18 protein-coding genes and 2 pseudogenes are annotated in these 26,133 nt (G+C 55.1%); 14 read left to right on the top strand and 6 right to left on the bottom strand.

The features are described 5' to 3' along the window. The first annotated feature begins 180 nt into the window (after positions 1-180). The 6 genes from araB (at position 181) to rluA (ending at position 10,327) form a co-directional block, all read left to right on the top strand. A complete protein-coding gene (gene araB, locus G0034_RS03515; RefSeq protein ID WP_179120518.1) occupies positions 181-1,890 on the top strand; it encodes a ribulokinase in 1,710 nt (569 codons plus the stop codon). A 10-nt stretch (positions 1,891-1,900) separates the two neighbouring features. Beyond that, positions 1,901-3,403, top strand: a complete 1,503-nt coding sequence (gene araA / locus G0034_RS03510) for an L-arabinose isomerase (RefSeq protein ID WP_014882514.1) — start codon at positions 1,901-1,903, stop codon at positions 3,401-3,403. Positions 3,404-3,450: 47 nt separating this feature from the next. Then, positions 3,451-4,146: an L-ribulose-5-phosphate 4-epimerase gene (gene araD, locus G0034_RS03505; protein WP_179120517.1), complete on the top strand. Its 696-nt coding sequence runs from the start codon at positions 3,451-3,453 to the stop codon at positions 4,144-4,146. A gap of 115 nt (positions 4,147-4,261) precedes the next feature. Further along, positions 4,262-6,619, top strand: coding sequence for a DNA polymerase II (gene polB / locus G0034_RS03500; RefSeq protein ID WP_179120516.1), 2,358 nt, complete (start codon positions 4,262-4,264; stop codon positions 6,617-6,619). 128 nt (positions 6,620-6,747) lie between these two features. Beyond that, a complete protein-coding gene (gene rapA, locus G0034_RS03495) occupies positions 6,748-9,654 on the top strand; it encodes an RNA polymerase-associated protein RapA (RefSeq protein ID WP_014882511.1) in 2,907 nt (968 codons plus the stop codon). 13 nt (positions 9,655-9,667) lie between these two features. After that, positions 9,668-10,327, top strand: a complete 660-nt coding sequence (rluA, locus tag G0034_RS03490; protein WP_023332069.1) for a bifunctional tRNA pseudouridine(32) synthase/23S rRNA pseudouridine(746) synthase RluA — start codon at positions 9,668-9,670, stop codon at positions 10,325-10,327. Positions 10,328-10,357: 30 nt separating this feature from the next. Here the strand turns inward: rluA and djlA are convergent, their stop codons facing one another. Further along, positions 10,358-11,173, bottom strand: a complete 816-nt coding sequence (gene djlA / locus G0034_RS03485; RefSeq protein WP_014882509.1) for a co-chaperone DjlA — start codon at positions 11,171-11,173, stop codon at positions 10,358-10,360. Between the two features lie 239 nt (positions 11,174-11,412). On the opposite strand from djlA, the gene lptD reads away from it, so the two are divergent. From lptD to apaH, 6 genes are read left to right on the top strand one after another with little or no spacing between them, the layout of a single operon-like run. Further along, the gene (gene lptD / locus G0034_RS03480; RefSeq protein WP_014882508.1) at positions 11,413-13,764 is read left to right on the top strand and encodes an LPS assembly protein LptD; all 2,352 of its coding nucleotides are present in this window, start codon (positions 11,413-11,415) and stop codon (positions 13,762-13,764) included. 53 nt (positions 13,765-13,817) lie between these two features. Further along, a complete protein-coding gene (gene surA, locus G0034_RS03475) occupies positions 13,818-15,104 on the top strand; it encodes a peptidylprolyl isomerase SurA (RefSeq protein ID WP_023332066.1) in 1,287 nt (428 codons plus the stop codon). Beyond that, positions 15,104-16,090 (top strand): 4-hydroxythreonine-4-phosphate dehydrogenase PdxA, encoded by a 987-nt coding sequence (pdxA, locus tag G0034_RS03470; RefSeq protein ID WP_014882506.1) that lies wholly within the window; start codon positions 15,104-15,106, stop codon positions 16,088-16,090. The genes surA and pdxA overlap by 1 nt, the downstream gene beginning before the upstream one ends. Next, on the top strand, positions 16,087-16,908 hold the full coding sequence (gene rsmA / locus G0034_RS03465) for a 16S rRNA (adenine(1518)-N(6)/adenine(1519)-N(6))-dimethyltransferase RsmA (protein WP_008502020.1): 822 nt from the start codon (positions 16,087-16,089) through the stop codon (positions 16,906-16,908). The genes pdxA and rsmA overlap by 4 nt, the downstream gene beginning before the upstream one ends. 3 nt (positions 16,909-16,911) lie before the next feature. Further along, on the top strand, positions 16,912-17,289 hold the full coding sequence (gene apaG / locus G0034_RS03460; protein WP_014882505.1) for a Co2+/Mg2+ efflux facilitator ApaG/CorD: 378 nt from the start codon (positions 16,912-16,914) through the stop codon (positions 17,287-17,289). A 4-nt stretch (positions 17,290-17,293) separates the two neighbouring features. Continuing rightward, positions 17,294-18,142 (top strand): bis(5'-nucleosyl)-tetraphosphatase (symmetrical) ApaH, encoded by an 849-nt coding sequence (gene apaH / locus G0034_RS03455; RefSeq protein WP_063614425.1) that lies wholly within the window; start codon positions 17,294-17,296, stop codon positions 18,140-18,142. A gap of 34 nt (positions 18,143-18,176) precedes the next feature. On the opposite strand, the gene folA is transcribed toward apaH, so the two are convergent. The 3 genes from folA to kefF all read right to left on the bottom strand — a co-directional run bounded on the left by folA (position 18,177) and on the right by kefF (position 21,159). Next, complete coding sequence (folA, locus tag G0034_RS03450) at positions 18,177-18,656, bottom strand: type 3 dihydrofolate reductase (RefSeq protein WP_006173915.1); 480 nt, start codon at positions 18,654-18,656, stop codon at positions 18,177-18,179. Positions 18,657-18,770: 114 nt separating this feature from the next. Then, positions 18,771-20,636, bottom strand: coding sequence for a glutathione-regulated potassium-efflux system protein KefC (gene kefC / locus G0034_RS03445; protein WP_032637522.1), 1,866 nt, complete (start codon positions 20,634-20,636; stop codon positions 18,771-18,773). Further along, the gene (kefF, locus tag G0034_RS03440) at positions 20,629-21,159 is read right to left on the bottom strand and encodes a glutathione-regulated potassium-efflux system oxidoreductase KefF (protein WP_014882502.1); all 531 of its coding nucleotides are present in this window, start codon (positions 21,157-21,159) and stop codon (positions 20,629-20,631) included. The genes kefC and kefF overlap by 8 nt, the downstream gene beginning before the upstream one ends. Positions 21,160-21,534: 375 nt before the next feature. Here kefF and G0034_RS03435 point away from each other — a divergent pair. Beyond that, positions 21,535-23,640, top strand: a pseudogene (locus G0034_RS03435) (autotransporter outer membrane beta-barrel domain-containing protein); the annotation flags it as partial. 253 nt (positions 23,641-23,893) lie between these two features. On the opposite strand, the gene G0034_RS03430 reads toward G0034_RS03435, so the two are convergent. Continuing rightward, complete coding sequence (locus G0034_RS03430) at positions 23,894-24,916, bottom strand: IS110 family RNA-guided transposase (RefSeq protein WP_000156887.1); 1,023 nt, start codon at positions 24,914-24,916, stop codon at positions 23,894-23,896. An 80-nt stretch (positions 24,917-24,996) separates the two neighbouring features. Between G0034_RS03430 and G0034_RS03425 the strand changes: the two are divergent. Further along, a pseudogene (locus tag G0034_RS03425) lies at positions 24,997-25,800 on the top strand (autotransporter family protein); the annotation flags it as partial. Positions 25,801-25,846: 46 nt separating this feature from the next. Here the strand turns inward: G0034_RS03425 and G0034_RS03420 are convergent. Further along, complete coding sequence (locus tag G0034_RS03420) at positions 25,847-26,080, bottom strand: YgdI/YgdR family lipoprotein (protein ID WP_014882500.1); 234 nt, start codon at positions 26,078-26,080, stop codon at positions 25,847-25,849. Between the last annotated feature and the right edge of the window lie 53 nt (positions 26,081-26,133).

Raw genomic sequence — 26,133 nt, 5'->3', positions numbered from 1 at the left:
ATAAGCAGTAACAAAAGTGTCTATAAGTGCGGCAGAAATGTCCACATTGAATATTTGCACGGCGTCACACTTTCCGCTGTAACAGCAATTTAATCCATAAGATTAGCGAATCCTGCCTGACGATTTTTGTCCCCAGTCTCTAATGTTCTTCCATACCTGTTTTTCGGATGGAGCAACACCATGGCAATTGCAATTGGCCTCGATTTTGGCAGCGACTCGGTTCGCGCGCTGGCAGTGGACTGTACGACTGGCCAGGAGATAGCAACCAGCGTTGAGTGGTACCCGCGCTGGCAAGAGGGGCGCTACTGTGATGCGCCAAATAACCAGTTCCGTCACCACCCGCGTGACTATATCGAGTCGATGGAAGCGGCCGTCAAAACCGTTCTGGCGGAACTGACGGATGCCCAGCGGGCCGATGTCGTTGGGATTGGCGTCGACAGCACCGGCTCAACGCCTGCCCCGGTGGATGCCGAAGGCCGCGTACTGGCGCTGCGCCCGGAATTCGCCGACAACCCGAACGCCATGTTCGTGCTGTGGAAAGACCATACCGCCGTGGAAGAGGCCGAGGCCATCACCCGTCTTTGCCATCAGCCGGGCAAAACAGACTACTCACGCTATATCGGCGGGATTTACTCCAGCGAATGGTTCTGGGCCAAAATCCTGCATGTCACCCGTGCCGATGCGACCGTCGCGCAGGCTGCGGCATCGTGGATTGAGCTGTGTGACTGGGTTCCCGCCCTGCTCTCCGGCACCACCCGTCCGCAGGATATTCGCCGCGGACGCTGCAGCGCCGGGCATAAATCCCTGTGGCATGAAAGCTGGGGCGGTCTGCCTCCGGCAGCCTTCTTCGATGAACTCGATCCAATTATCAATAAAAACCTGACCTACCCGCTGTTTACCGACACCTTCACCGCCGATATTCCGGTGGGCACGCTCTGCGAAGAGTGGGCAAAACGCCTCGGCCTGCCGCAGAACGTGGCGATTTCCGGGGGCGCGTTTGACTGCCATATGGGTGCCGTGGGGGCAGGCGCACAACCTAACACGCTGGTGAAAGTTATCGGCACCTCCACCTGCGACATTCTGACGGCGGATAAAGCCACCGTTGGCGATCGCGCGGTAAAAGGCATTTGCGGCCAGGTTGACGGCAGCGTGGTGCCGGACTTCATCGGTCTCGAAGCGGGTCAATCCGCCTTCGGCGATATCTACGCCTGGTTTGGCCGCGTGCTGGGCTGGCCGCTGGATCAGCTCGCGGCTGCGCATCCTGAACTGAAAAGCCAGATCGCCGACAGCAAAAAACACCTTCTGCCACAGCTCACGGAAGCCTGGGCGAAAAATCCGTCTCTCGATCACCTGCCGGTGGTGCTGGACTGGTTTAACGGCCGCCGCACGCCGTTTGCCAACCAGCGACTGAAAGGGGTGATTACCGATCTCAACCTGGCGACCGACGCCCCTGCGCTGTTCGGTGGCCTGATTGCCGCCACTGCCTTCGGCGCGCGCGCCATTATGGAGTGCTTCACCGAACAGGGTATCGACGTGAATAACGTGATGGCACTGGGCGGCATCGCCCGTAAAAATCCGGTCATTATGCAGGCCTGCTGCGACGTGCTGAACCGTCCGCTGCAGATTGTCGCGTCCGATCAATGCTGCGCGCTGGGCGCGGCGATTTTCGCCGCCGTGGCAGCCGGTGTCCACGCGGATATCCCCACCGCGCAGCAGCATATGGCGAGCGCCGTCGAAAACACACTCCAGCCGCGTGCCCAGCAGGCACAACGCTTTGAACAGCTTTATCAGCGCTACCAGCAATGGGCAAAAAGCGCCGAACTTCACTATCTCCCTGTCGCCGCCCCGTCAAAACACACCGCGGACACGACGGCAACCCTGACCCATTAAGGACACGATGATGACCATTTTTAATAATTATGAAGTGTGGTTTGTGATTGGCAGCCAGCACCTGTACGGGCCGGAAGCGCTGCAGCAGGTGACGAAACATGCGGAGCACGTCGTTAATGCCCTCAACGCGGAAGCCAAACTGCCATGCAAACTGGTGCTGAAACCCCTGGGTACAACGCCGGATGAGATCACCCATATCTGTCGCGACGCGAACTACGACGACAAGTGCGCCGGTCTGGTCGTGTGGCTGCACACCTTCTCACCGGCCAAAATGTGGATCAACGGCCTGTCTATCCTCAACAAACCGCTGCTGCAGTTCCATACCCAGTTTAACGCCTCCCTGCCGTGGGACAGCATCGATATGGACTTCATGAACCTGAACCAGACCGCGCACGGCGGCCGCGAGTTCGGCTTCATCGGCGCGCGTATGCGTCAGCAGCATGCCGTCGTGACTGGTCACTGGCAGGACAGCCAGGCGCAAAACCGTATCGGCTCGTGGATGCGTCAGGCGGTATCGAAACAAGATACCCGCCATCTGAAAGTGGTGCGTTTCGGTGACAACATGCGTGAAGTGGCGGTCACCGATGGCGATAAAGTCGCAGCACAAATCAAGTTCGGTTTCTCCGTCAATACCTGGGCGGTGGGCGACCTGGTGCAGGTAGTGAATGAAATCAGCGATGGCGACGTGAGCGCGCTGGTAGACGAGTACGAAAGCCGTTACCGCCTGACGCCTGCGGCACAAATCAACGGCGACAAGCGCCAGAACGTGCTGGATGCCGCGCGCATTGAGCTTGGCATGAAGCGCTTCCTGGAACAGGGCGGCTTCCACGCCTTTACGACAACGTTTGAAGACCTCCACGGCCTGAAACAGCTCCCGGGTCTGGCAGTACAACGTCTGATGCAGCAGGGCTACGGCTTTGCAGGCGAAGGCGACTGGAAAACTGCCGCTCTGCTTCGCATCATGAAGGTGATGTCAACCGGTCTGCAGGGCGGCACCTCCTTTATGGAGGATTACACCTACCACTTCGAAAACGGCAACGACCTGGTACTCGGCTCGCACATGCTGGAAGTGTGCCCGTCTATTGCGGTGGAAGAGAAACCGATTCTTGACGTGCAGTACCTCGGCATTGGCGGTAAAGCCGATCCGGCTCGTCTGATCTTCAACACCCGAACGGGCCCGGCCATCAACGCCAGTCTGATCGACCTGGGCGATCGTTTCCGCCTGCTGGTGAACTGCGTCGATGCAGTTGAAACGCCGCATTCACTGCCAAAACTGCCGGTCGCCAACGCCCTGTGGAAAGCACAGCCAGACCTGCCAACCGCGTCAGAAGCCTGGATCCTGGCCGGTGGCGCGCACCACACGGTGTTCAGCCACGCGCTGGATCTGAATGACATGCGTCAGTTCGCCGAGCTGCACGATATCGAACTGACCGTGATTGATAACGACACCCGCCTGCCTGCGTTCAAAGATGCGCTGCGCTGGAACGAAGTCTATTACGGTTCGAAACGCTAAGTACGAAATGCCCGGTGGCACCGTGTTCACCGGGCAGGGAGACAACAATGTTAGACGATCTCAAACGACAGGTGCTCGAAGCCAACCTGGCGCTGCCGAAACATAACCTGGTGACCCTGACCTGGGGCAACGTCAGTGCCGTTGACCGCGAAAAAGGTGTGTTCGTGATCAAGTCTTCTGGCGTGGATTACACGGTGATGACGGCAGACGATATGGTGGTGGTCAGCATCGAAACGGGTGAAGTGGTGGAAGGCAACAAAAAACCCTCCTCCGATACGCCTACCCACCGTCTGCTGTATCAGTCATTCCCGACCATCGGCGGCATCGTGCATACCCATTCGCGTCACGCCACCATCTGGGCGCAGGCGGGCCAGTCCATTCCGGCCACGGGTACCACCCACGCGGATTACTTTTACGGCACCATTCCCTGCACGCGCTTAATGACCGAGGCGGAAATCAACGGTGAGTACGAGTGGGAAACCGGCAACGTGATTGTCGAAACCTTCGAAAAACAGGGTATCGACGCGGCGCAGATGCCTGGCGTGCTGGTGCACTCCCATGGTCCCTTCGCCTGGGGTAAAAACGCGGAAGACGCGGTACATAACGCCATCGTGCTGGAAGAGGTCGCCTATATGGGGATCTTCTGTCGCCAGCTCGTGCCGCAGCTACCGGATATGCAGCAAACCCTGCTGGATAAGCATTACCTGCGCAAGCACGGCGCGAAAGCGTATTACGGGCAGTAGCTTGTAGGCCGGATAAGCGCAGCGCCATCCGGCAAAACAGACACTGTATAAAACCCCAGCAAACACCCCTTAACCAGGCTATAATCAAGCCTGGTTTTGTTTATGGGATAACGGTGTGACGCAGGCGCAAGAAGGCTTTTTACTGACCCGGCACTGGCGGGATACGCCTCAGGGCACTGAGGTTGAATTCTGGCTGGCGACGGACAGCGGCCCGTTGCACGTAACGCTCCCGCCGCAGGAGTCCGTGGCGTTTATTCCTGAAGCGCACGTCGAAAAAGTCAAACAACTACTGCGCGGCGAAAACGGCTGGCGCATCACCCCTCTTGAGCTGAAAGATTTCCACCGTCAGCCGGTATACGGCCTTTACTGTCGCGCCCATCGTCAACTGATGCGCTATGAAAAGCTGCTGCGCGAGGCGGGCGTAACGCTCTACGAAGCGGATATCCGTCCCCCCGAGCGTTTCCTGATGGAACGGTTTATTACCGCGCCCGTCTGGGTGGATGGCACAGCGCAAAACGGTCGCCTCGTTAACGCTCGTCTGAAGCCTAACCCGGGCTATCGCCCGCCGCTAAAATGGGTCTCCCTGGACATTGAAACCACCCGCCACGGCGAGCTGTACTGCATTGGTCTGGAAGGCTGCGGCGATCGGGTTGTGTACATGCTTGGGCCGCCAAATGGCGATGCGTCCACGCTGGATTTCCGGCTTGAATATGTCAATAGCCGACCCAAGCTGCTGGAGAAGCTTAACCAGTGGTTTGCCGACTACGATCCCGATGTCCTGATCGGCTGGAACGTGGTGCAGTTCGACCTGCGCGTGCTGCAAAAACATGCCGAGCGGTATCGCATTCCGCTGATACTCGGGCGCGGCAACAGCGAGCTGGAGTGGCGCGAGCACGGCTTTAAGAATGGCGTCTTCTTCGCCCAGGCCAATGGCCGCCTGATTATCGACGGCATCGAGGCACTGAAATCCGCCTTCTGGAACTTCTCGTCATTCTCTCTTGAAGCCGTAGCGCAGGCGCTGCTTGGCGAGGGCAAATCCATTGACAATCCCTGGGACAGAATGGATGAGATTGACCGACGCTTTAACGAAGATAAACCGGCGCTCGCCACCTATAACCTGAAAGATTGCGAGCTGGTTACGCAGATTTTCCACAAAACCGAGATCATGCCATTCCTGCTGGAGCGCGCGACGGTAAACGGCCTCGCGGCCGACAGGCACGGCGGCTCGGTAGCGGCCTTTAGCCACCTCTATTTCCCCCGCATGCACCGGGCAGGGTACGTTGCCCCCAACCTCGGGGACGTACCGCCACAGGCCAGCCCCGGCGGGTATGTGATGGACTCCCGGCCAGGGCTTTACGATTCGGTGCTGGTTCTGGATTATAAAAGCCTGTATCCGTCGATTATCCGCACGTACCTGATTGACCCGGTGGGGCTGGTGGAAGGGATGGCGCAGCCGGACGACGCGCACAGCACTGAAGGCTTTCTCGGCGCCCGTTTCTCGCGTGAAAAACACTGCCTGCCTGAAATTGTGGGAAACATCTGGCACGGGCGCGACGAGGCGAAGCGTCACGGCAATAAGCCCCTCTCGCAGGCGCTGAAAATCATTATGAATGCCTTTTACGGCGTGCTGGGCACCAGCGCCTGCCGCTTTTTCGACCCCAGACTGGCGTCATCCATCACCATGCGCGGGCATGAAATCATGCGTCAAACCAAAGCGCTGATTGAATCCCGGGGCTATGACGTCATTTATGGCGATACCGACTCCACCTTTGTCTGGCTGAAAGCCGCCCATTCTGAAGAGGACGCCGCGCGAATCGGCAAAGAACTGGTCGCCTTCGTGAACGCCTGGTGGCGCGAAAGTTTGCAAAAAGAGCGGTTAACCAGCACGTTAGAACTGGAATTTGAAACCCATTTCGCCCGCTTTTTAATGCCCACCATTCGCGGTACCGACCAGGGCAGCAAGAAGCGCTACGCCGGGCTGATTCAGGAAGGTGACACGCAGCGGATGGTGTTCAAAGGGCTGGAGACGGTTCGCACCGACTGGACCCCGCTGGCGCAGCAGTTCCAGCAAACGCTTTACCTGCGGGTATTCCGCAATGAGCCCTATCAGTATTACGTGCGCGAAACCATCGCCAGCCTGATGGCGGGTGAGCTGGATAACCAACTGGTTTACCGCAAACGCCTGCGCCGCCCGCTGGCAGAGTATCAACGTAATGTGCCTCCCCACGTACGCGCCGCGCGCCTGGCGGATGAAGAGAACGTGAAGCGCGGCCGCGCCCCCCAGTATCAGAACCGGGGAACGATCAAATACGTCTGGACAATTAACGGCCCGGAACCGGTAGATTATCAATACTCACCGCTCGATTACGATCACTACCTGACGCGTCAGCTTCAGCCGGTCGCCGACGGAATTTTGCCCTTCATCGACGACGATTTTGCTACACTAGTGACAGGGCAACTTGGCCTATTTTGACACGTGACGAAATGGCTGCCATCCAGTACCATAGCGCCCTTTCCATTCCCGGACCCATTTTTCGATGACCGTCTTTTTTGACGGGGGTCGAACTATTGCCTGCAATTAAAGATTAGAGCCGAACAACTATGCCTTTTACACTTGGTCAACGCTGGATCAGCGATACAGAAAGCGAACTTGGATTAGGAACCGTCGTTGCCGTCGATGCGCGTATGGTTACCCTCCTCTTCCCTGCCACCGGTGAAAACCGCCTGTACGCTCGCAATGACTCCCCTGTAACCCGCGTGATGTTCAATCCGGGTGACACCGTGACCAGCCATGACGGCTGGCAGCTCAAGATTGAAGACGTAAAAGAAGAGAATGGACTGCTCGCTTACATTGGTACGCGTCTTGATACGGACGAAGCCAATGTCATCCTGCGTGAAGTGCTGCTCGACAGCAAACTGGTTTTCAGTAAGCCGCAGGACCGCCTGTTTGCCGGGCAAATTGACCGTATGGATCGCTTCTCGCTGCGCTATCGCGCGCGCAAGTTCCAGAGTGAACAGTACCGCATGCCGTGGAGCGGCCTGCGCGGTCAGCGCACCAGCCTGATCCCCCACCAGCTGAATATCGCCCATGACGTGGGCCGTCGCCATGCCCCTCGCGTACTGCTGGCCGATGAAGTGGGCCTGGGTAAAACCATTGAAGCGGGTATGATCCTGCATCAACAGCTGCTTTCCGGTGCCGCCGAGCGCGTGCTGATCGTGGTGCCTGAAACCCTGCAGCACCAGTGGCTGGTCGAGATGCTTCGCCGCTTTAACCTGCGCTTCTCCCTGTTTGACGACGAACGCTATGCCGAAGCGCAGCACGACGCCGACAACCCGTTTGAAACCGAACAGCTGGTTATTTGCTCCCTGGACTTCGTGCGCCGCAGCAAGCAGCGCCTCGAGCACCTGTGCGATGCCGAGTGGGACATTATGGTCGTTGACGAAGCGCACCATTTAGTCTGGAGCGAAGACGCGCCAAGCCGCGAGTATATGGCTATCGAACAGCTTGCGGAGCGCGTCCCTGGCGTCCTGCTGCTGACCGCAACGCCGGAACAGCTGGGTCTGGAAAGCCACTTCGCCCGTCTGCGCCTGCTTGACCCAAACCGTTTCCACGATTTCGGGCAGTTCGTGGAAGAACAGAATAACTACCGTCCGGTCGCGGATGCCGTGGCCATGCTGCTGGCAGGCAATCGTCTTTCTAATGAGGAACTCAACACCCTGAGCGAGCTGATTGGCGAGCAGGATATTGAACCGCTTCTGCAGGCCGCGAACAGCGATAGCGATAACGCGGAGCCTGCGCGTAAAGAGCTCATCGACATGCTGATGGACCGCCACGGCACCAGCCGCGTGCTGTTCCGCAACACCCGTAACGGCGTGAAAGGGTTCCCGAAACGCGAGCTGCATACCATCAAGCTTCCGCTGCCCACCCAGTATCAGACGGCGATCAAAGTCTCTGGCATTATGGGCGCGCGCAAAACCCAGGAAGAGCGCGCCCGCGACATGCTCTACCCGGAACAAATCTACCAGGAATTTGAAGGCGATACCGGCACCTGGTGGAACTTCGACCCGCGCGTGGAGTGGCTGATGGGCTACCTGACCGCCCACCGCTCCCAGAAGGTGCTGGTGATCTGCGCCAAAGCAGCTACCGCGCTGCAGCTGGAGCAGGTGCTGCGCGAGCGTGAAGGTATTCGCGCCGCCGTGTTCCACGAAGGGATGTCCATCGTTGAACGTGACCGCGCCGCGGCGTGGTTCGGTGAAGAGGACAGTGGCGCACAGGTTCTGCTGTGCTCGGAAATCGGTTCTGAAGGCCGTAACTTCCAGTTTGCCAGTAATCTGGTGATGTTCGATCTGCCGTTCAATCCGGATCTGCTGGAACAGCGTATCGGTCGTCTGGATCGTATCGGCCAGGCGCATGATATTCAGATCCACGTGCCGTATCTGGAAAAAACTGCCCAGTCCGTGCTGGTGCGCTGGTTCCACGAAGGTCTGGATGCGTTTGAGCATACCTGCCCGACGGGCCGCACCATTTACGATCAGGTGCATAGCGATCTGATCGGCTACCTGGCCGCACCGGAAAACAGTGACGGATTTGACGATCTGATCAAATCCTGCCGCGAGAAGCATGAAGCGCTGAAAGCGCAGCTTGAGCAGGGTCGCGACCGCCTGCTGGAAATTCACTCCAACGGCGGTGAGAAAGCGCAGGCGCTGGCTGAAAGCATTGAAGAACAAGATGATGACACCAGTCTGATCAGCTTCTCCATGAACCTGTTCGACATCGTCGGAATTAACCAGGACGATCGCGGCGAGAACCTGATTGTCCTGACCCCGTCCGATCACATGCTGGTGCCGGATTTCCCGGGCCTGCCGGAAGATGGTTGTACTATCACCTTCGAGCGTGATGTGGCGCTGTCCCGCGAAGATGCTCAGTTCATCACCTGGGAACACCCGCTGATCCGTAACGGACTGGATCTGATCCTTTCCGGCGATACCGGTAGCAGCACGATTTCACTCCTCAAGAACAAGGCACTGCCGGTGGGTACGCTGCTGGTAGAACTGATCTACGTTGTGGAAGCCCAGGCACCGAAACAGCTCCAGCTGACCCGCTTCCTGCCGCCAACGCCTGTGCGTCTGCTGCTGGATAAAAACGGTACCAACCTGGCAGGGCAAGTTGAATTCGAGAGTTTCAACCGTCAGCTGAGCGCGGTGAATCGCCATACGGGCAGCAAGCTGGTGAATGCGGTACAGCAGGACGTGCATGCCATTCTGCAGCTGGGCGAAAGCCAGATCGAGAAAGCGGCCCGTGCGCTGATCGATGCTGCACGCACCGAGGCCGATGAGAAACTCTCAGCAGAGCTGTCCCGTCTGGAAGCGCTGAAGGCGGTGAACCCGAACATCCGTGACGATGAACTGGCTGCCATTGAAAGCAACCGTCAGCAAATTATGGAAAGCCTGAATCAGGCGGGCTGGCGACTGGACGCATTGCGTCTGATTGTTGTCACGCATCAGTAAGAAGAGCAAAAAAATGGTAATGGAGCCCTACAATCCGCCGATGGATCCCTGGCTGGTCATCCTGTATCAGGATGAACACATTATGGTAGTTAACAAGCCGAGCGGCCTGTTGTCCGTACCGGGGCGTCTGGATGAGCACAAAGACAGCGTGATGACGCGCATTCAGCGCGATCATCCACAGGCGGAATCTGTGCATCGTCTGGATATGGCAACCAGCGGCGTGATTGTGGTGGCGCTCAATAAAGCGGCGGAGCGCGAGCTGAAGCGCCAGTTCCGCGAGCGCGAGCCGAAGAAGCAGTACGTGGCGCGCGTCTGGGGACATCCTGCACAGGCAGAAGGGTTGGTGGATCTGCCGCTGATCTGCGACTGGCCGAACCGGCCTAAGCAGAAGGTCTGCTATGAAACCGGCAAGGCCGCGCAGACCGAGTATGAAGTGCTGGAGTACGCCCCGGATAACACCGCGCGCGTACTCCTTAAGCCGATTACCGGACGTTCACACCAGCTGCGCGTGCATATGCTTGCGCTGGGTCATCCGATTTTAGGCGACCGGTTTTACGCGCCGCCGGAAGCGCTGGCGTTAGCACCGCGTCTGCAGCTTCACGCCCAGACGCTGACCATTACCCATCCGGCCTTCGGTAACACGATGACGTTTAACGCCCCGGTGGACTTCTGAAAAAAGGGCCCGACACTGTCGGGCCCTTTTTTATTTGAAACCTTTCTTCTCTTTAATCAGCTCGTAAGCCTTCTGAATTTCCTGCGCTTTCTGCTTCGCCATCTCCATCATTTCCGGCGGTAAGCCTTTCGCGACCAGTTTGTCCGGGTGATGCTCGCTCATCAGCTTGCGATAGGCGCGTTTGATGGTGGTTTGATCGTCAGTGGGTTTCACGCCAAGTACGTTGCACGCATCGTCCAGCGTCGGTCCACGCTGCGCCTGCTGCCATGCACCGCCGGAAGACTGCTGGTGATACCCCCCGCCAAACTGCGCGCCGCCCTGCATCATGCGTAAGAACTGGTCGAACTGCATTCGGGAGATGCCCAACTCTTCTGCAATGACGTACAGAACATCACGTTCATTAGGGTGCAGTGAACCGTCAGCAAACGCCGCCTGGATTTGAATTTCCAGAAACATCCGAATTAAATCAAAACGTCCGAAGCAGATGCTGCGGAACTGACGCATTTTTTCACGCAGCGGATAGTTATCTGATTTCCCAATGCGAAACGCATTCTGCGCGGCCACACGGGATTCACCATGCAAATTCATGCGGTCCATAAAGATGCTGGCGATTTGAATATCGGCTTCGGTCACGCGGCCTTTGGATTTGGTTAAATGCCCCATGACTTCAAAGGTGGTGGAGAAAAAGAGTGACTGGCGCTCGCGCTGATTCGCAAACCAGGCCATTTTGCGGCTGCGCGCCTTATCAAACATATGACCTATAATGAGCCCAAGCACGATTCCCCAGAACCCGGCACCCATGATGATGGCGAACGCAACGCCGATTATTTTACCCCAATACTGCATATACTCCCCGGATAGTCATATTCCTGGCCGACGCAACGTCATCATCACAGTGTTCAAGCCACGGTCAATTGAAGGACATCGCCTATAATTTGCTTTATCATACTCGTCATTCGATAGCGAGCCTAACACTCTGGCACGCAAACGGGCAGGATTAACGCTGGTACTGCGCTGATGAGTAAGATAGTCTCTGAGCGTTTGTAAGCCGTAGCCACTGATGACGGAACAATAAAATACAACGTATGAAAAAACGTATCCCCACCCTTCTGGCCACAATGATTGGCACCGCCCTGTACAGTCAACAGGGGCTGGCGGCCGATCTCGCCTCGCAGTGTATGCTTGGCGTTCCAAGTTATAATCGCCCACTGGTGCAGGGTGATACAAATAGCTTGCCGGTAACCATTACTGCAGACAGTTCTAAGGGTACTTATCCTGACAACGCCACGTTTACGGGCAATGTGGATATTAACCAGGGCAATAGCCGCCTGCAGGCAGATGAAGTGCAGTTGCACCAGAAGCAGCCGGAAGGCGCGGCCGAGCCGGTACGAACGGTGGATGCGCTGGGTAATGTGCACTATGACGACAATCAGGTCATCCTGAAAGGTCCGAAAGCCTGGTCAAACCTGAATACGAAAGATACTAACGTCTGGGAAGGTGATTACCAGATGGTGGGTCGCCAGGGACGCGGTAAAGCGGACCTGATGAAACAGCGCGGTGAAAACCGCTATACGATCCTGGAAAATGGCTCCTTTACCTCCTGTCTGCCAGGGTCAAACACCTGGAGCGTGGTCGGGAGCGAAGTGATCCACGACCGTGAAGAGCAGGTCGCGGAGATCTGGAACGCCCGCTTTAAGCTGGGTCCGGTACCGGTATTCTACAGCCCTTATCTTCAGCTTCCCGTGGGTGACAAGCGTCGCTCGGGCTTCCTGATCCCCAATGCCAAATACAGCACCTCGAACTACTTTGAGTTCTACCTGCCGTATTACTGGAACATCGCGCCCAACATGGACGCCACGATCACGCCGCACTATATCCATAAGCGCGGTAACGTCATGTGGGAGAACGAGTTCCGCTACCTGACTCAGGCCGGTGCGGGTCTGATGGAGCTGGATTATCTGCCGTCAGATAAAGTCTTCCAGGATGAGCACCCGACCGAAGGCGACAAGCACCGCTGGATGTATTTCTGGCAGCATGCCGGGGTACTGGATCAGGTCTGGCGTTTTAACGTCGACTATACCAAGGTCAGCGATCCTTACTACTTTAATGACTTTGACTCCAAGTACGGTTCAAGTACCGATGGCTATGCGACGCAGAAATTCAGCGTTGGCTATGCGATTCAAAACTTTAACGCCACGGTGTCAACCAAGCAGTTCCAGGTCTTTAATACCCAAACAGCAAGTACCTACGGTGCTGAACCGCAACTGGACGTGAACTGGTACCAAAACGATGTCGGTCCTTTCGACACCCACGTCTACGCTCAGGCGGTGCATTTCGTTAATACCAACTCGGATATGCCAGAATCCACACGCGTTCATATTGAGCCGACGGTCAACCTGCCCTGGTCAAATGACTGGGCAAGTCTGAATACCGAAGCCAAGCTCATGGCGACGCACTATCAGCAGAAAAATCTGGACTGGTACAACAATCGCTATGGTACCGATCTTGAAGAATCAGTAAACCGTACGCTTCCCCAGTTTAAGATGGACGGTAAACTGATTTTCGAACGTGATATGGCACTCCTGGCGGATGGCTATACTCAGACGCTTGAGCCACGCATGCAGTATCTTTACGTGCCTTATCGCGATCAGAGCAAGATTCAGAACTACGACTCCTCTTTCCTGCAATCGGACTATAGCGGCCTGTTCCGCGACCGTACCTACGGTGGTCTCGACCGAATTGCTTCCGCTAACCAGTTAACGACCGGTGTCACAACGCGCGTTTATGATGAATCTGCCGTTGAACGTTTTAACGTTTCTGTTGGTCAAATTTACTATTTCACCGAGTCTCGTACGGGTGATGACGACATTAACTGGGAGAAAGACAACAAAACGGGTTCACTGGTGTGGGCGGGTGATACCTACTGGCGCATGACCGATCGCTGGGGTCTGCGCGGTGGGTTGCAGTACGATACGCGACTGGACAATATCGCGACGAGCAGTGCAGCTATTGAATACCGTCGTGATGAAGACCGTATGATGCAGTTGACGTACCGCTATGCCAGTCCGGAATATATTCAGGCGACATTGCCGAACTACGCCAATGCTGACCAATACAAAGATGGGATTTCGCAGGTGGGTGGCGCAGCAAGCTGGCCTATCGCCGATCGCTGGTCAATCGTAGGCGCTTACTACTTTGACACTAACGCCAATAAACCTGCTGACCAGATGGTGGGTCTGCAATATAACTCCTGCTGTTATGCGCTGCGTGTCGGCTACGAACGTAAGCTTAACGGCTGGGATACTCAAAACAATCAGAGCAAATACGATAACGTGATTGGCTTTAATGTCGAACTGCGCGGCCTGAGTTCCAACTACGGCCTGGGCACCCAGCAGATGCTGCGTTCGAACATCCTGCCATACCGTAGTTCCTTGTAATGTATTTGATTTACAACGTAATCCGCTTTGCGGTTAATTGAAATGGAAAAAGTATGAAGAACTGGAAAACGCTGCTGCTCGGTGTCGCTATGGTTGCGAATACCAGCTTCGCGGCCCCCCAGGTTGTTGATAAGGTCGCCGCTGTTGTTAACAACGGCGTCGTGCTCGAAAGTGACGTTGACGGTCTGATGAAATCTGTGAAGCTCAATTCGGGCGAAGCAGGTCAGCAACTTCCGGATGACGCCACGCTGCGCCATCAGATCCTGGAACGACTGATCATGGATCAGATCGTTCTGCAGATGGGTCAGAAAATGGGCGTGAAGGTGACTGACGAGCAACTCGATCAGGCCATCACTAACATCGCAAAGCAAAACAACATGTCTCTGGATCAGATGCGCAGTCGTCTGGCCTATGACGGCATCAGCTACGCCACCTACCGCAACCAGATCCGTAAAGAGATGCTGATTTCGGAAGTGCGTAACAATGAAGTCCGTCGTCGCGTCACGATCCTGCCGCAGGAAGTGGACGCGCTGGCAAAACAGGTGGGTAACCAGAACGATGCGAGCACAGAGCTGAACCTGAGCCACATTCTGATCCCACTGCCAGAGAACCCAACCTCCGATCAGGCTGCGGAAGCAGAAAGTCAGGCACGTTCTATTGTCGAACAGGCGCGTAACGGCGGCGACTTTGGCAAGCTGGCTATCACCTACTCCGCTGACCAACAGGCGCTGAAAGGCGGCCAGATGGGCTGGGGACGTATTCAGGAGCTGCCATCCATCTTTGCCCAGGCGCTGAGTACGGCGAAGAAAGGCGATATCGTGGGTCCAATCCGTTCCGGTGTGGGCTTCCACATTCTGAAAGTGAACGATCTGCGTGGTCAGAGCCAGAACATTTCCGTGACTGAAGTTCACGCTCGTCATATTCTGCTCAAACCGTCACCGATCATGACTGACGATCAGGCACGTGCGAAGCTGGAGCAGATTGCGGCAGACATTAAGAGCGGTAAAACCTCGTTTGCCAATGCCGCGAAGGAGTTCTCTCAGGATCCAGGCTCTGCTAATCAGGGCGGCGATCTGGGCTGGGCTGCAGCAGATATTTACGATCCTGCCTTCCGCGATGCGCTGATGAAGCTGAACAAAGGCCAGATCAGTGCTCCGGTACACTCTTCATTTGGCTGGCATCTGATCGAGCTGATGGACACCCGTAACGTGGATAAAACGGATGCGGCGCAGAAAGACCGCGCTTACCGTATGCTGTTTAACCGTAAGTTCTCTGAAGAAGCGGCAACCTGGATGCAGGAACAACGCGCCAGTGCTTACGTGAAAGTTCTGAGTAACTAATGAAACCGCATCGTGTTGTGATCACCCCCGGCGAACCCGCCGGGATTGGGCCAGACCTCGTTGTCCAGCTCGCCCAGCGAAGCTGGCCGGTGGAACTGGTTGTCTGCGCAGATGCAACACTGTTACAAGACCGGGCGAAGCTGCTCGGTCTGCCTTTAACGCTTATTCCTTACGTTGAAGGCCAACAGCCAGCACCACAGCAAGCCGGTACGCTCACGGTTCTTTCTGTCCCTCTTCGTACACCGGTCATTCCAGGCCAGCTCAGCACGGAAAACGGCCACTACGTCGTGGAAACCCTCGCGCGCGCCTGCGACGGTTGCCTGAAGGGTGAATTTGCTGCCCTGATCACCGGCCCCGTGCACAAGGGCGTCATCAACGAAGCGGGTATCCCCTTTACAGGGCACACGGAATTCTTTGAAGAGCGCTCGCACAGCCCGAAAGTAGTGATGATGCTGGCGACGGAGGCAATGCGCGTTGCGCTCGTGACCACCCATCTGCCTGTTAAGGCCATTCCTGATGCCATCACCCCGGCACTGCTGCGGGAGATCATCGGGATCCTGCATCATGACCTGCAAACCAAATTCGGCATCAAACAGCCACACGTTCTGGTTTGCGGCCTGAATCCGCATGCGGGAGAAGGTGGACACATGGGCACCGAAGAGATCGACACCATTATTCCGGTGCTTGAAGAAATGCGCGCTAAAGGGATGAATCTTAGCGGGCCGCTCCCTGCGGACACGCTTTTTCAGCCGAAATACCTGGATAATGCCGACGCCGTCCTCGCGATGTACCACGATCAGGGCCTGCCCGTGCTAAAATACCAGGGCTTTGGCCGCGGGGTGAATATCACCCTCGGTTTACCCTTTATTCGAACGTCCGTTGACCACGGTACTGCGCTGGATCTGGCAGGACAGGGGAAAGCGGATGTCGGCAGTTTTATTACGGCGCTTAATCTCGCCATCAAAATGATTGTTAATACTCAATGACTAATCGAGTCCATCAGGGCCACTTAGCCCGAAAACGCTTCGGGCAAAACTTCCTCAACGATCAGTTCGTGATCGAAAGCATTGTTTCGGCTATTAATCCGCAAAAAGGTCAGGCTATGGTCGAAATCGGTCCGGGCCTTGCTGCACTGACCGAGCCGGTAGGCGAACGCCTCGACGAGCTGACCGTCATCGAACTGGACCGCGATCTTGCCGCACGCCTGCAAACGCACCCGTTCCTCGGACCGAAGCTGACCATCTACCAGCAGGACGCCATGACCATGAACTTTGGCGAACTGTCGGAGAAAATGGGTCAGCCGCTGCGCGTCTTCGGCAACCTGCCGTACAACATCTCCACGCCGCTCATGTTCCACCTGTTTAGCTATACTGATGCCATTGCCGATATGCACTTCATGTTGCAAAAAGAGGTGGTTAACCGTCTGGTTGCAGGGCCGAACAGTAAAGCGTATGGTCGTTTAAGCGTGATGGCACAATATTACTGTAACGTGATCCCGGTACTCGAAGTGCCGCCGTCAGCGTTCACACCACCACCGAAAGTGGATTCAGCGGTTGTGCGCCTTGTGCCACATAAAACGAAACCCTATCCGGTTAAAGATCTGCGTGTCCTCAGCCGCATTACCACAGAAGCCTTTAACCAGCGCCGTAAAACGATCCGTAACAGCCTGAGCAATTCATTTACCGTTGAGGTGTTAGCCGAGCTGGGGATCGACCCGGCAATGCGTGCGGAGAACATTTCCGTAGAGCAGTACTGCAAGCTGGCTAATTACATCAGCGAAAATGCGCCGCCGAAGGAGAGTTAAGCCATGATTGATTCGCCCCGCGTATGTGTCCATGTACAAAGCGTCTATGTTGAATCGCAATCCTCACCCGATGAAGAGCGTTTTGTCTTTGCTTACACCGTGACCATTCGCAATCTGGGGCGGATGCCCGTGCAGCTGCGCGGGCGCTACTGGCTTATCACCAACGGCAATGGCCGCGAAATTGAAGTTCAGGGTGAAGGTGTCGTGGGCGAACAGCCCCACATCGCCCCTGGCGAAGAGTACCAGTACACCAGCGGTGCGGTGATTGAAACGCCGCTGGGTACCATGCAAGGCCATTACGAAATGGTCGACGTCGATGGCAATGTGTTCCGCGTTGCTATTCCTGTGTTCCGTCTCGCCGTAACCACACTCATTCATTAATCTAATGTCTACATATCTGATTGGCGACGTTCACGGTTGCTACGATGAACTGATCGCATTGTTAAAACAGGTCGACTTTACGCCAGGGCAGGACACCCTCTGGCTGACGGGCGATTTAGTCGCGCGCGGCCCGGGCTCGCTTGAGGTTTTACGTTTCGTCAAATCGCTGGGCGACAGCGTGCGCATGGTGCTGGGTAATCACGATCTCCATCTGCTGGCCGTGTTTGCCGGGATCAGCCGCAACAAGCCTAAAGATCGCCTCACTCCGCTGCTGGAAGCGCCAGACGCGGACGATCTGATTAACTGGCTGCGCCGTCAGCCCTTGTTGCAGGTCGACGAGGATAAAAAACTGGTCATGGCCCATGCCGGGATCACCCCGCAATGGGATCTTGAGACGGCAAAAACCTGTGCGCGTGACGTAGAAGCGATACTGGCGAGCGACTCGTATCCCTTCTTCCTGGATGCCATGTACGGCGATATGCCGAACCACTGGAGCGAAGAGCTCAGCGGTCTGGCCCGCCTGCGCTTTATCACCAATGCGTTCACCCGCATGCGATTCTGCTTCCCGAACGGGCAGCTGGACATGTATTCCAAGGAAACGCCGGAAAGCGCGCCTGCCCCCCTCAAACCGTGGTTTGCCATTCCGGGGCCGGTAACAACCGAATATAGCATAGCGTTTGGTCACTGGGCGGCACTGGAGGGCAAAGGCATGCCAGAGGGCATCTACGGTCTGGATACCGGCTGCTGCTGGGGAGGCGAGTTAACCTGCTTACGCTGGGAAGATAAAGCTTACTTCGTGCAGCCATCCAACCGACAGCAGGACTCAGGGGAGAGTGAGGCCGTCGCCTCCTGATGAATCCCCCTCACCCAGGGTGAGGGGGAAAAACTTAACGACGTTCCAGAATCTCGAAGCAGTAGCTGTGGGAGTTCTGCGCATCGGCGTCGTGGAATTCACTGAATACGGATTCCCACTCGTCCGGATCGTAATCCGGGAAATGGGTATCCCCTTCCACTTCCGCATCAATGTGGGTCAGATACAGCTTCTGCGCTTTAGGCAGGAACTGCTCATACACACGACCACCGCCGATCACCATGATCTCTTCGGCATCACCGCAGGCAGCAATCGCTTCATCTACGGACTTAACCCATTCGACGCGATCGTCAGTACCCGGCTGGCTACTGATAACGATATTCTTACGGCCCGGCAATGGACGACCAATCGACTCCCAGGTCAGGCGGCCCATCACTACCGGCTTGTTTAACGTCGTACGTTTAAACCATGCGAGATCGGCAGGCAGGTTCCACGGCATGGCATTTTCCATACCGATAACGCGGTCTACCGCCAGCGCTGCAATCAGACTGATCATTGAAAATTTCCCGGATGCAAAAAATTGCCGCCACTATACGGAAAGCTTAATCTTTCGTCGACTGGCGGCAGAGTAAAGATACAGAAATTTTTTAATATTGCTGGCAACGCCACTTCACACTGAAGGTTTACTCTCGGGCTCGTCAGCCGGATCGCCGGTATGCTTGCCCTCTTCCGTGCCCTGCCAGCCATGACGCTGGATCAGCGACAGATGATTACGGTCCTCATTGATGATTTCCGTCAGCATCGCACTGGTGCGTTTAAACACCGCCGCCCGCTCCGTGGCCGTGCTGCCTGCCATCGCCGCCATCTCTTCCACCATCCCGGTGTTAAAGCGGCGGAACAGATCCGCACGTTCGCGCGCTTCATACGCCCCGAGCCCCAGATTCTCGAGCGCCATACGCCCGGATTTCAGCGCACCTTCGAATGTTTCACGCTCGGGTGCCTCAACGCCTGCCTGACGTAGTCGGATGTAATGATCCACATCGCGCGCGCGGGAAATGATCGTCAGCGCCGGGAAATGTTCTTTTACCAGCTCCACCATCTGTATGCTGGTCTCCGGATCGTCAATGGCGTTAATCAACACCTCCGCTTTTGCGGCCCCCGCGGATTCCAGCAGATCGACACGGGTGGCATCACCGTAAAACACTTTCATATCAAATTTACGCAGCGTATCGACATGGTCGGGATCGTGGTCGAGGATGACCATTTTCACCCCACTCGACAGCAGCAAACGCCCTACGATCTGTCCGTAGCGACCAAAACCAGCGATGATCACGCGTGGCTGCTCCTCGTCGATTTCATCGGCTTCGCGCTCCTGATCGCTACCCGATTTTTCGAGGCGAGTCAGCACCACCAGCAGAACAGGCGTTGCCGCCATCGAGAGTGCGACCGCCAGCGTCAGCGCTTTTGCCCACTCAGGATCCAGCACGTTTGCCATCTGCGCGGCGCCAAAGACCACGAACGCAAATTCACTCCCCTGCCCCAGCAGTACGGCAAACCAGCTGCGCTGTTTACCCGGCACATTTAATGGCCGCGCAATCAGCCACAGCATTGCCATTTTAATGACCAGGAAACCGACCAGCAGGATGATAATCCGCAGCGGGTGTGTGACCAGCGTGCCAAAGTCGACGGACATCCCCACGCCGATGAAAAACAGTCCCAGCAGCAACCCTTTGAACGGCTCAATATCGCTTTCCAGCGCGTGCCGGTATTCAGAGCTTGCCAGCAGAACGCCCGCAAGGAATGCCCCCATCGCCATCGACAGCCCGGCTTCTTCCAGCAGCAAACCAAAACCAAAGACCAGGAACAGTGCCACGGCGCTGAATACTTCGCGCAGACCCGAGCGGGCGACGAAACGCAGCAGCGGACGGGTCACGTAGCGGCCCAGCAGGACCACCAGTGCCAGCGCCCCTACAACCTTCAGTGCCGACAGCGCGAACGCGCCCAGCGTGGTGGAGGAGCCGCTTGCCGCCAGCAACGGGATCATCGCCACCAGCGGAATCGCCGCTATATCCTGGAACAGCAGCACCGAGAACGCACTGCGCCCCATCTGGGAGACCGTCAGGTTTCGCTCGTTCATCGCCTGCATGGCAATGGCCGTCGAGGAGAGTGCCAGCGTCATGCCGATGAGCTCAGCCACTTTCCAGTCCATTCCCAGCAGGATGCAGAACCCGCCCAGCAGCAAGCCGCAGGCCACCATCTGCAATGCCCCACCGCCAAATACCGAGGCGCGAAGTTTCCACAGGCGCTGCGGATCGAGCTCCAGACCAATCACAAACAGCATCAGCACAACACCGATTTCAGCGAAATGGAGAATCGCCTCTGCATCCGTAACCAGACGAAAACCCCACGGCCCAATGACGCAGCCCGCAATCAGGTAGCCGAGAACCGAGCCCAGCCCCAGGCGTACCGCCACGGGCACAATCAGCGCCGCCGCGCCGAGATAAATCAGCGCCTGTATCAGCGTATGGCTATCCATGGTGCGTCTCCTGCCACTCAAGTAAGCGTTGTTTGTAATGGCGAGCCTGCGCCTGCAGCGTTTCATCGTCGCAGACAAACGTGCAGTGCATCGCAAAAGGTGGGATCCAGTTCAAACCACAATAGAGTGCAGTGGCCTGTAGCGGCTGGGCCAGCACGTCAAACCCCGGGAAAGAACCAATATCAAAGTGGCTTTCCCCTCCGCCAGTGGTCACCGCCCACATCAGGCTTTTCCCTTTTAGCGCATTGCCATTGTGGCCATACGCCCAACCGTGGGAGAAGACTTTATCAATCCACAGTTTCAGGAGCGGAGGCGTGCTGTACCACTGCATTGGATGCTGCCAGATAATCAGATCGGCACGGGAGAGCGCATCCTGTTCAGCAGCGATATCGATATTAAAATCGGGATAAAGTTGATAGAGGGAACGTATCTCTACGTTATCAAGCGTCCTTACCTGCTCAAGCATCCGCTTATTCGCATGCGAGTGCTGCGGATAAGGGTGCGCGTAAATTATGAGTATCATCAAATGACCTGTCTTCTTCTCTTCTTGTAGCAGTGAGTGTAGACAGTTAACCCGCCCGGTGAAAGGGTCAACAGGCCGCGTAAAGGTAAAACGCAACTATTGGCAACCCTCCTTCCTGGCGGGTATAGCCGACCTCAAACCAACAAAAATAACTGTTATCAGATGATATTTGAAATGAATAATTAAGCACTAAATCATATTAGCAAGTGATCAATTAAGAAAATATAAAATTATTCTTTAGCAAAATGATCTATACATAACACATTGAAAAAATAATAATTTTACGCTTTTTATCGTTGAATCATTCTTTTAAGTAGCCCAGAAGCGCTATTTAAGTCATTAATTAGCGCCACTTCTTTTCAAATGGACGTGTAAATGCGCAACAAAATATTCAAATTAAACAAGACCACAAAAACTCTGGGAAATATATTTCCTGCTTTACTTATATTCACACCAGTAGTGGCCTTCGCTGGAACTATTAGCCAGTCAACCTCAGTACCCCAGGATTTTTCCGCAGATGCGGAATACGTGATAAATAAAGATGTCACCATTTCCTCCGCGGGAAGCGAGAGTGCCGTATCGGTCACAGGTATCAATGTCACTTCCACTATCAACAAAGGTAATATTTCCGGAAAGGGAAATGGATTAGATATTAATACCGGGGCTCAGCGAGTCATTATTCATAATGAAAGCGGTGCAACCATTTCCTCTACAACAGCCAATGCCGTAAATGTTCAGTCAATGCTTGGCGATCTAAACAATGATGGAAACATCACAGGCACAGAGAATGGCGTGTTCGTCAGTGAAAGCTCTTCAGCCGTCAATATCGCTAACACTGACACAGGCATAATCAGAGGCAACACAGGCCTGAGTTCTCAGATTGGTGTGGGAATAAATAATAGCGGAAAAATAACGGGTACAAACGGCGATGGTATCAGCCTGAGCGATGGTAATACCAAAATTATTAATACCGGCACCTTAGAGGGAACGCAGTACGGTATCAACGTCACGGACACGTCGAAAGCGGACATCACAAACAGTGGCGCGATTAGTGGCGATACGACAGCTATTATGTTTGCCAGCACGAAAAATAATACGCTGGTACTGAACACAGGATCGTCACTCAAAGGAGATGTCATCTCCACCGCGTCAAAAGGCAACACGCTTTCACTGGTTGGTACGGGCACAGAAGACAGCAATTTCATCGGACTGAAGGAAGGGGATGGCTTTGCGTCAGTAAAAATGGATGGTGAAAAGTGGACGCTGTCAGGCAATATAGACATTATCGGCGCAGATGACTCTTTACAGGTCAACAGCGGTGATTTAGTCCTGTCAGGCGCGGTCGCGAATGCCGGTAATACCCTCGTTGCAAAAGATGCCTCTCTCCAGCTTGGTGATGGCAAGAACACCGCCACGCTGAGCGGTGGCCTGACCAACAACGGCACCGTTATTTTTAATCAGGGCAGTTCCTCCACATTCGCCACCGGCATTACCGGTAGCGGTAATGTCGAAAAAGTAGATTCAAACACCCTGACGCTCACCGGCAATAATAGCTACACGGGAAATACCGTTCTGCATAGCGGCACGACGCTGATCGCCAGTGGTGCAACGCTCGGCGTGAAAGGCAGTAACGCCACCGTCACCGTTGAAAATGGTGCAGCGTTTGCCACGGCTGGTGAAGTGAATAACAACATTGATATCCTGACCGGCGGTACGCTGGCGGCATGGAATGCGGTTCAGGGTAACACGACCCTGAGCGTTTCAGGTATCGATACGGTTAACGGCAACGTTACCAACGGTGGCACGCTGTTACTCAGCGCGGCCAATAACAGTGTTGGCAACAATTTCACCATTAACGGCGACTACACGGGTTCTTCAGGTAGCCTGATCGTAATGAACAGCAGCCTCGGCGAAGATAACGCACCAACCGACCACCTCACCATTACGGGCAGCAGCTTCGGTCAGTCCCAGGTTAATGTTAGTAATATGGGCGGTCTGGGCGCTCAAACGGTAAACGGTATGGAAGTTGTGAGCGTCGGTGGCAGTTCTGAAGCCCAACTGACGCTGGCAGCACCGATTGTTGCCGGGGCGTATGAATACAATCTGTATCAGCACGGCGACGGCAACTGGTATCTGGAATCGAAGGCGACGCCATCAGATGAGCCGGCAGACGATAATGATGACGGCGGAAACACCGACGGTGACAATACCGATAACGGTGGTAATACCGATAACGGCGACAATACCGATAACGGTGGCAACACGGATAACGGCGGTAATAGCGATAACGGTGGCAACACGGATAACGGCGGTAATAGCGATAACGGTGGCAACTCAGCCCCTGAAGTTATGGCACCTGAAGTTGGCGCTTACTTAGGCAACTACCTTGCTGCCCAGGGTATGTTCCTGCACAAGCGTGACGACCGCGATCAAATCACCTTCCGCAATGAAGACGATCTGAACACCTGGATGTACTATAAGGACTTCCCCGGCATGTCAAAGCCGGTATTTATGGTTTCTGTCTGCTCTTCAGTAAAAATAAAGGGGAGAGACTGCGGTACTATAAACGGCCATGATGAATCGTCATCGATTCGGGCCCTGATGAAAGACGCGCGTGAGGTTCTTGTTCGTTAAGCGGATACGTATATCCTGTACAATAGCCAGATAGGCCTCACGGGGTCTAACCCTTTATCATCAACGAATTGCAGGTCAGATGGTTATACAGCTTCGAGCTTTAGTTGACTGAGTACAGCCGGAAATCATCACCGTAATGTAGTGATGCCCAACACAGCCGCGCATTTTTGGCGGCGATGGCCACAACAGCCCGCCAGTACCCTCTGCGCTCAACCAACATACAAACCCAACGGCTGAATGAGTCAGTCCTTTTCCCGGCGCCAATAAGCACTGAACGAGCCCCCTGAACCAGAAGCGTTCGCAGATACGAATCACCGGCTTTTGTGATCCTGCCGAGTTTCGACTTTCCCCCGCTGCTGTATTGTGATGGCGTCAGCCCCAGCCAGGCTGCCAGTTGACGTCCATTTTTAAAATCATGTGCATTACCGATACTGGCGACCAGTGCACAGGCCGTTGTGGGACCAACGCCCTTTAGCTCCATCAGCCGCTGACTGCGATGATCTGTTTTGGCTATGTGGGACAAAATTCGGTCATATTCAGTGATGTTAGCTTCAATGCGATCAACGTGTTCCATCAAATCATCAACACATTGCTGAACCTGAAGCGGTAAAGAGCTCTTCTGCACAGAAACCATGTGGCGCAGGGCATCAGCACTTTGTGGCGCGATGACACCGAATTCAGATATCAATCCTCGCAGACGATTATACGTTGCTGTTTTCTCTTCGATAAAACCCTGACGGGTACGATGTAAACACTGCATGGCCTGCTGGCTTTCGTCTTTCACTGGTACGAACCGCATATGCGGACGACGAACAGCTTCACAGATAGCCTGAGCATCAGCTGCATCATTTTTTCCTGATTTTCCGGCCATACGATAAGGCGATACAAACTTAGCAGCCATCAGACGTGGCTCATGACCATACTGCCGAAACAATCTTGCCCAGTAGTGAGCCCCGGAGCATGCTTCCATCCCGATAACACAGGGAGGCAAACTTGCAATTAACTCAGGAAGTGCAGCACGCGATACTTTAGGCTTAACCAGAACAGTTCTACCATTTTGATCAACACCGTGAACAGCAAACACATTTTTAGCAAGATCGATACCGACAGTCGTGATAGTCATAACGAATTCCTCCGGGACGATGTGTACCCCATGATTGCACAAGAGTTAATCAGGCGCATAATCAGGGGAAGTCCCTTCCATTCGTTAAGGGGCGTTATCACGAGAACGACGCGGGCGGCGATAAAGTCAGCTACGACACCACCACGACCGTTCTGCAAGTCGGCAGCGATTTCATGAGCAAGCCAATGGACAACGGGATCCTGCGTGCCGGTGGCATGTTCGGTGCTGGCCAGGCGAAGACTCATTCGGATGCGAAGCACAACGTGCGTGATGCTCAAGGCAAGGTGGACGGTTTCAATGTTGGGGTGTATGCCACCTGGCAGGAAGATCAGAAATTACGTCTGGGCAGCTACATTGATACCTGGGCCGCTTATAGCTGGTACAACAATAAAGTGACCAGCAACCGCAATGATGAAGACTACGAAAGCGAAGGCTTCGCTGCGTCTGTCGAAGTTGGCCACGCGTGGGTTATCCCGTCAGAAAACGCGCGTACCTGGAAGATCGAGCCGCAGGCGCAGGTGATCTACAGCTATCTCGATCAGGAAAATCATACCGATCGCGACGGCGTACGCGTAACGACCCTGGACAACGACGGCATCTTTGGTCGTCTGGGCGTTAAGTCCAGCTACTTCGAGCAGAAGGACGTGAAAGCCTGGCAGCCGTACGTTGCGGTGAACTGGCTGAAAGGGGCAGGCCAAAACGATCTGGCGTTTAATGATGAAACCGTGAGCAACGATACGCCGGAAGATCGTGGTCAGTTAGAACTGGGCGTCACCGGCAACCTGAACGAAACCACGACGCTTTCGCTGCGCGCCAGCGGCGAATGGGGTGAGAACAGCTATGCTGCCTATGGCGGCCATATCCTGCTGAACCACCGCTGGTAATCGTCCAGCAAAAGCGAAAAGCCGTGGCATTTGCCACGGCTTTTTTTTAGTTATCCAGCTCGCCCATGGATTTCACCTGGTCACGGTTAATCTGCTCCGTTTGACCGGTTTCGGCGTTTTTGTACGACACCAGTCCGGTGTCATCATCTACCTGCGGTTTCCCGTCAGTCACGATGGTTTTGCCATCGGTGGTTTTGACTGCCTGGTTAGACGAACAGCCTGCTACGGTAAACAGTGCAGTGGCAGCCAGAACGGAAGCGATCAGTAATTTATTTTGCATGGTGTTTTCCCCTGCTCTCAGATGAATTTCGTTATCGACCTAACCATTTTAGG

Source organism: Enterobacter sp. T2 (genome assembly GCF_010692925.1).
Classification (GTDB): Bacteria; Pseudomonadota; Gammaproteobacteria; order Enterobacterales; family Enterobacteriaceae; genus Enterobacter; species Enterobacter kobei.
Note: the sequence above shows the minus strand (reverse complement) of the source record. Positions and strands in the feature narration are given on the sequence as shown.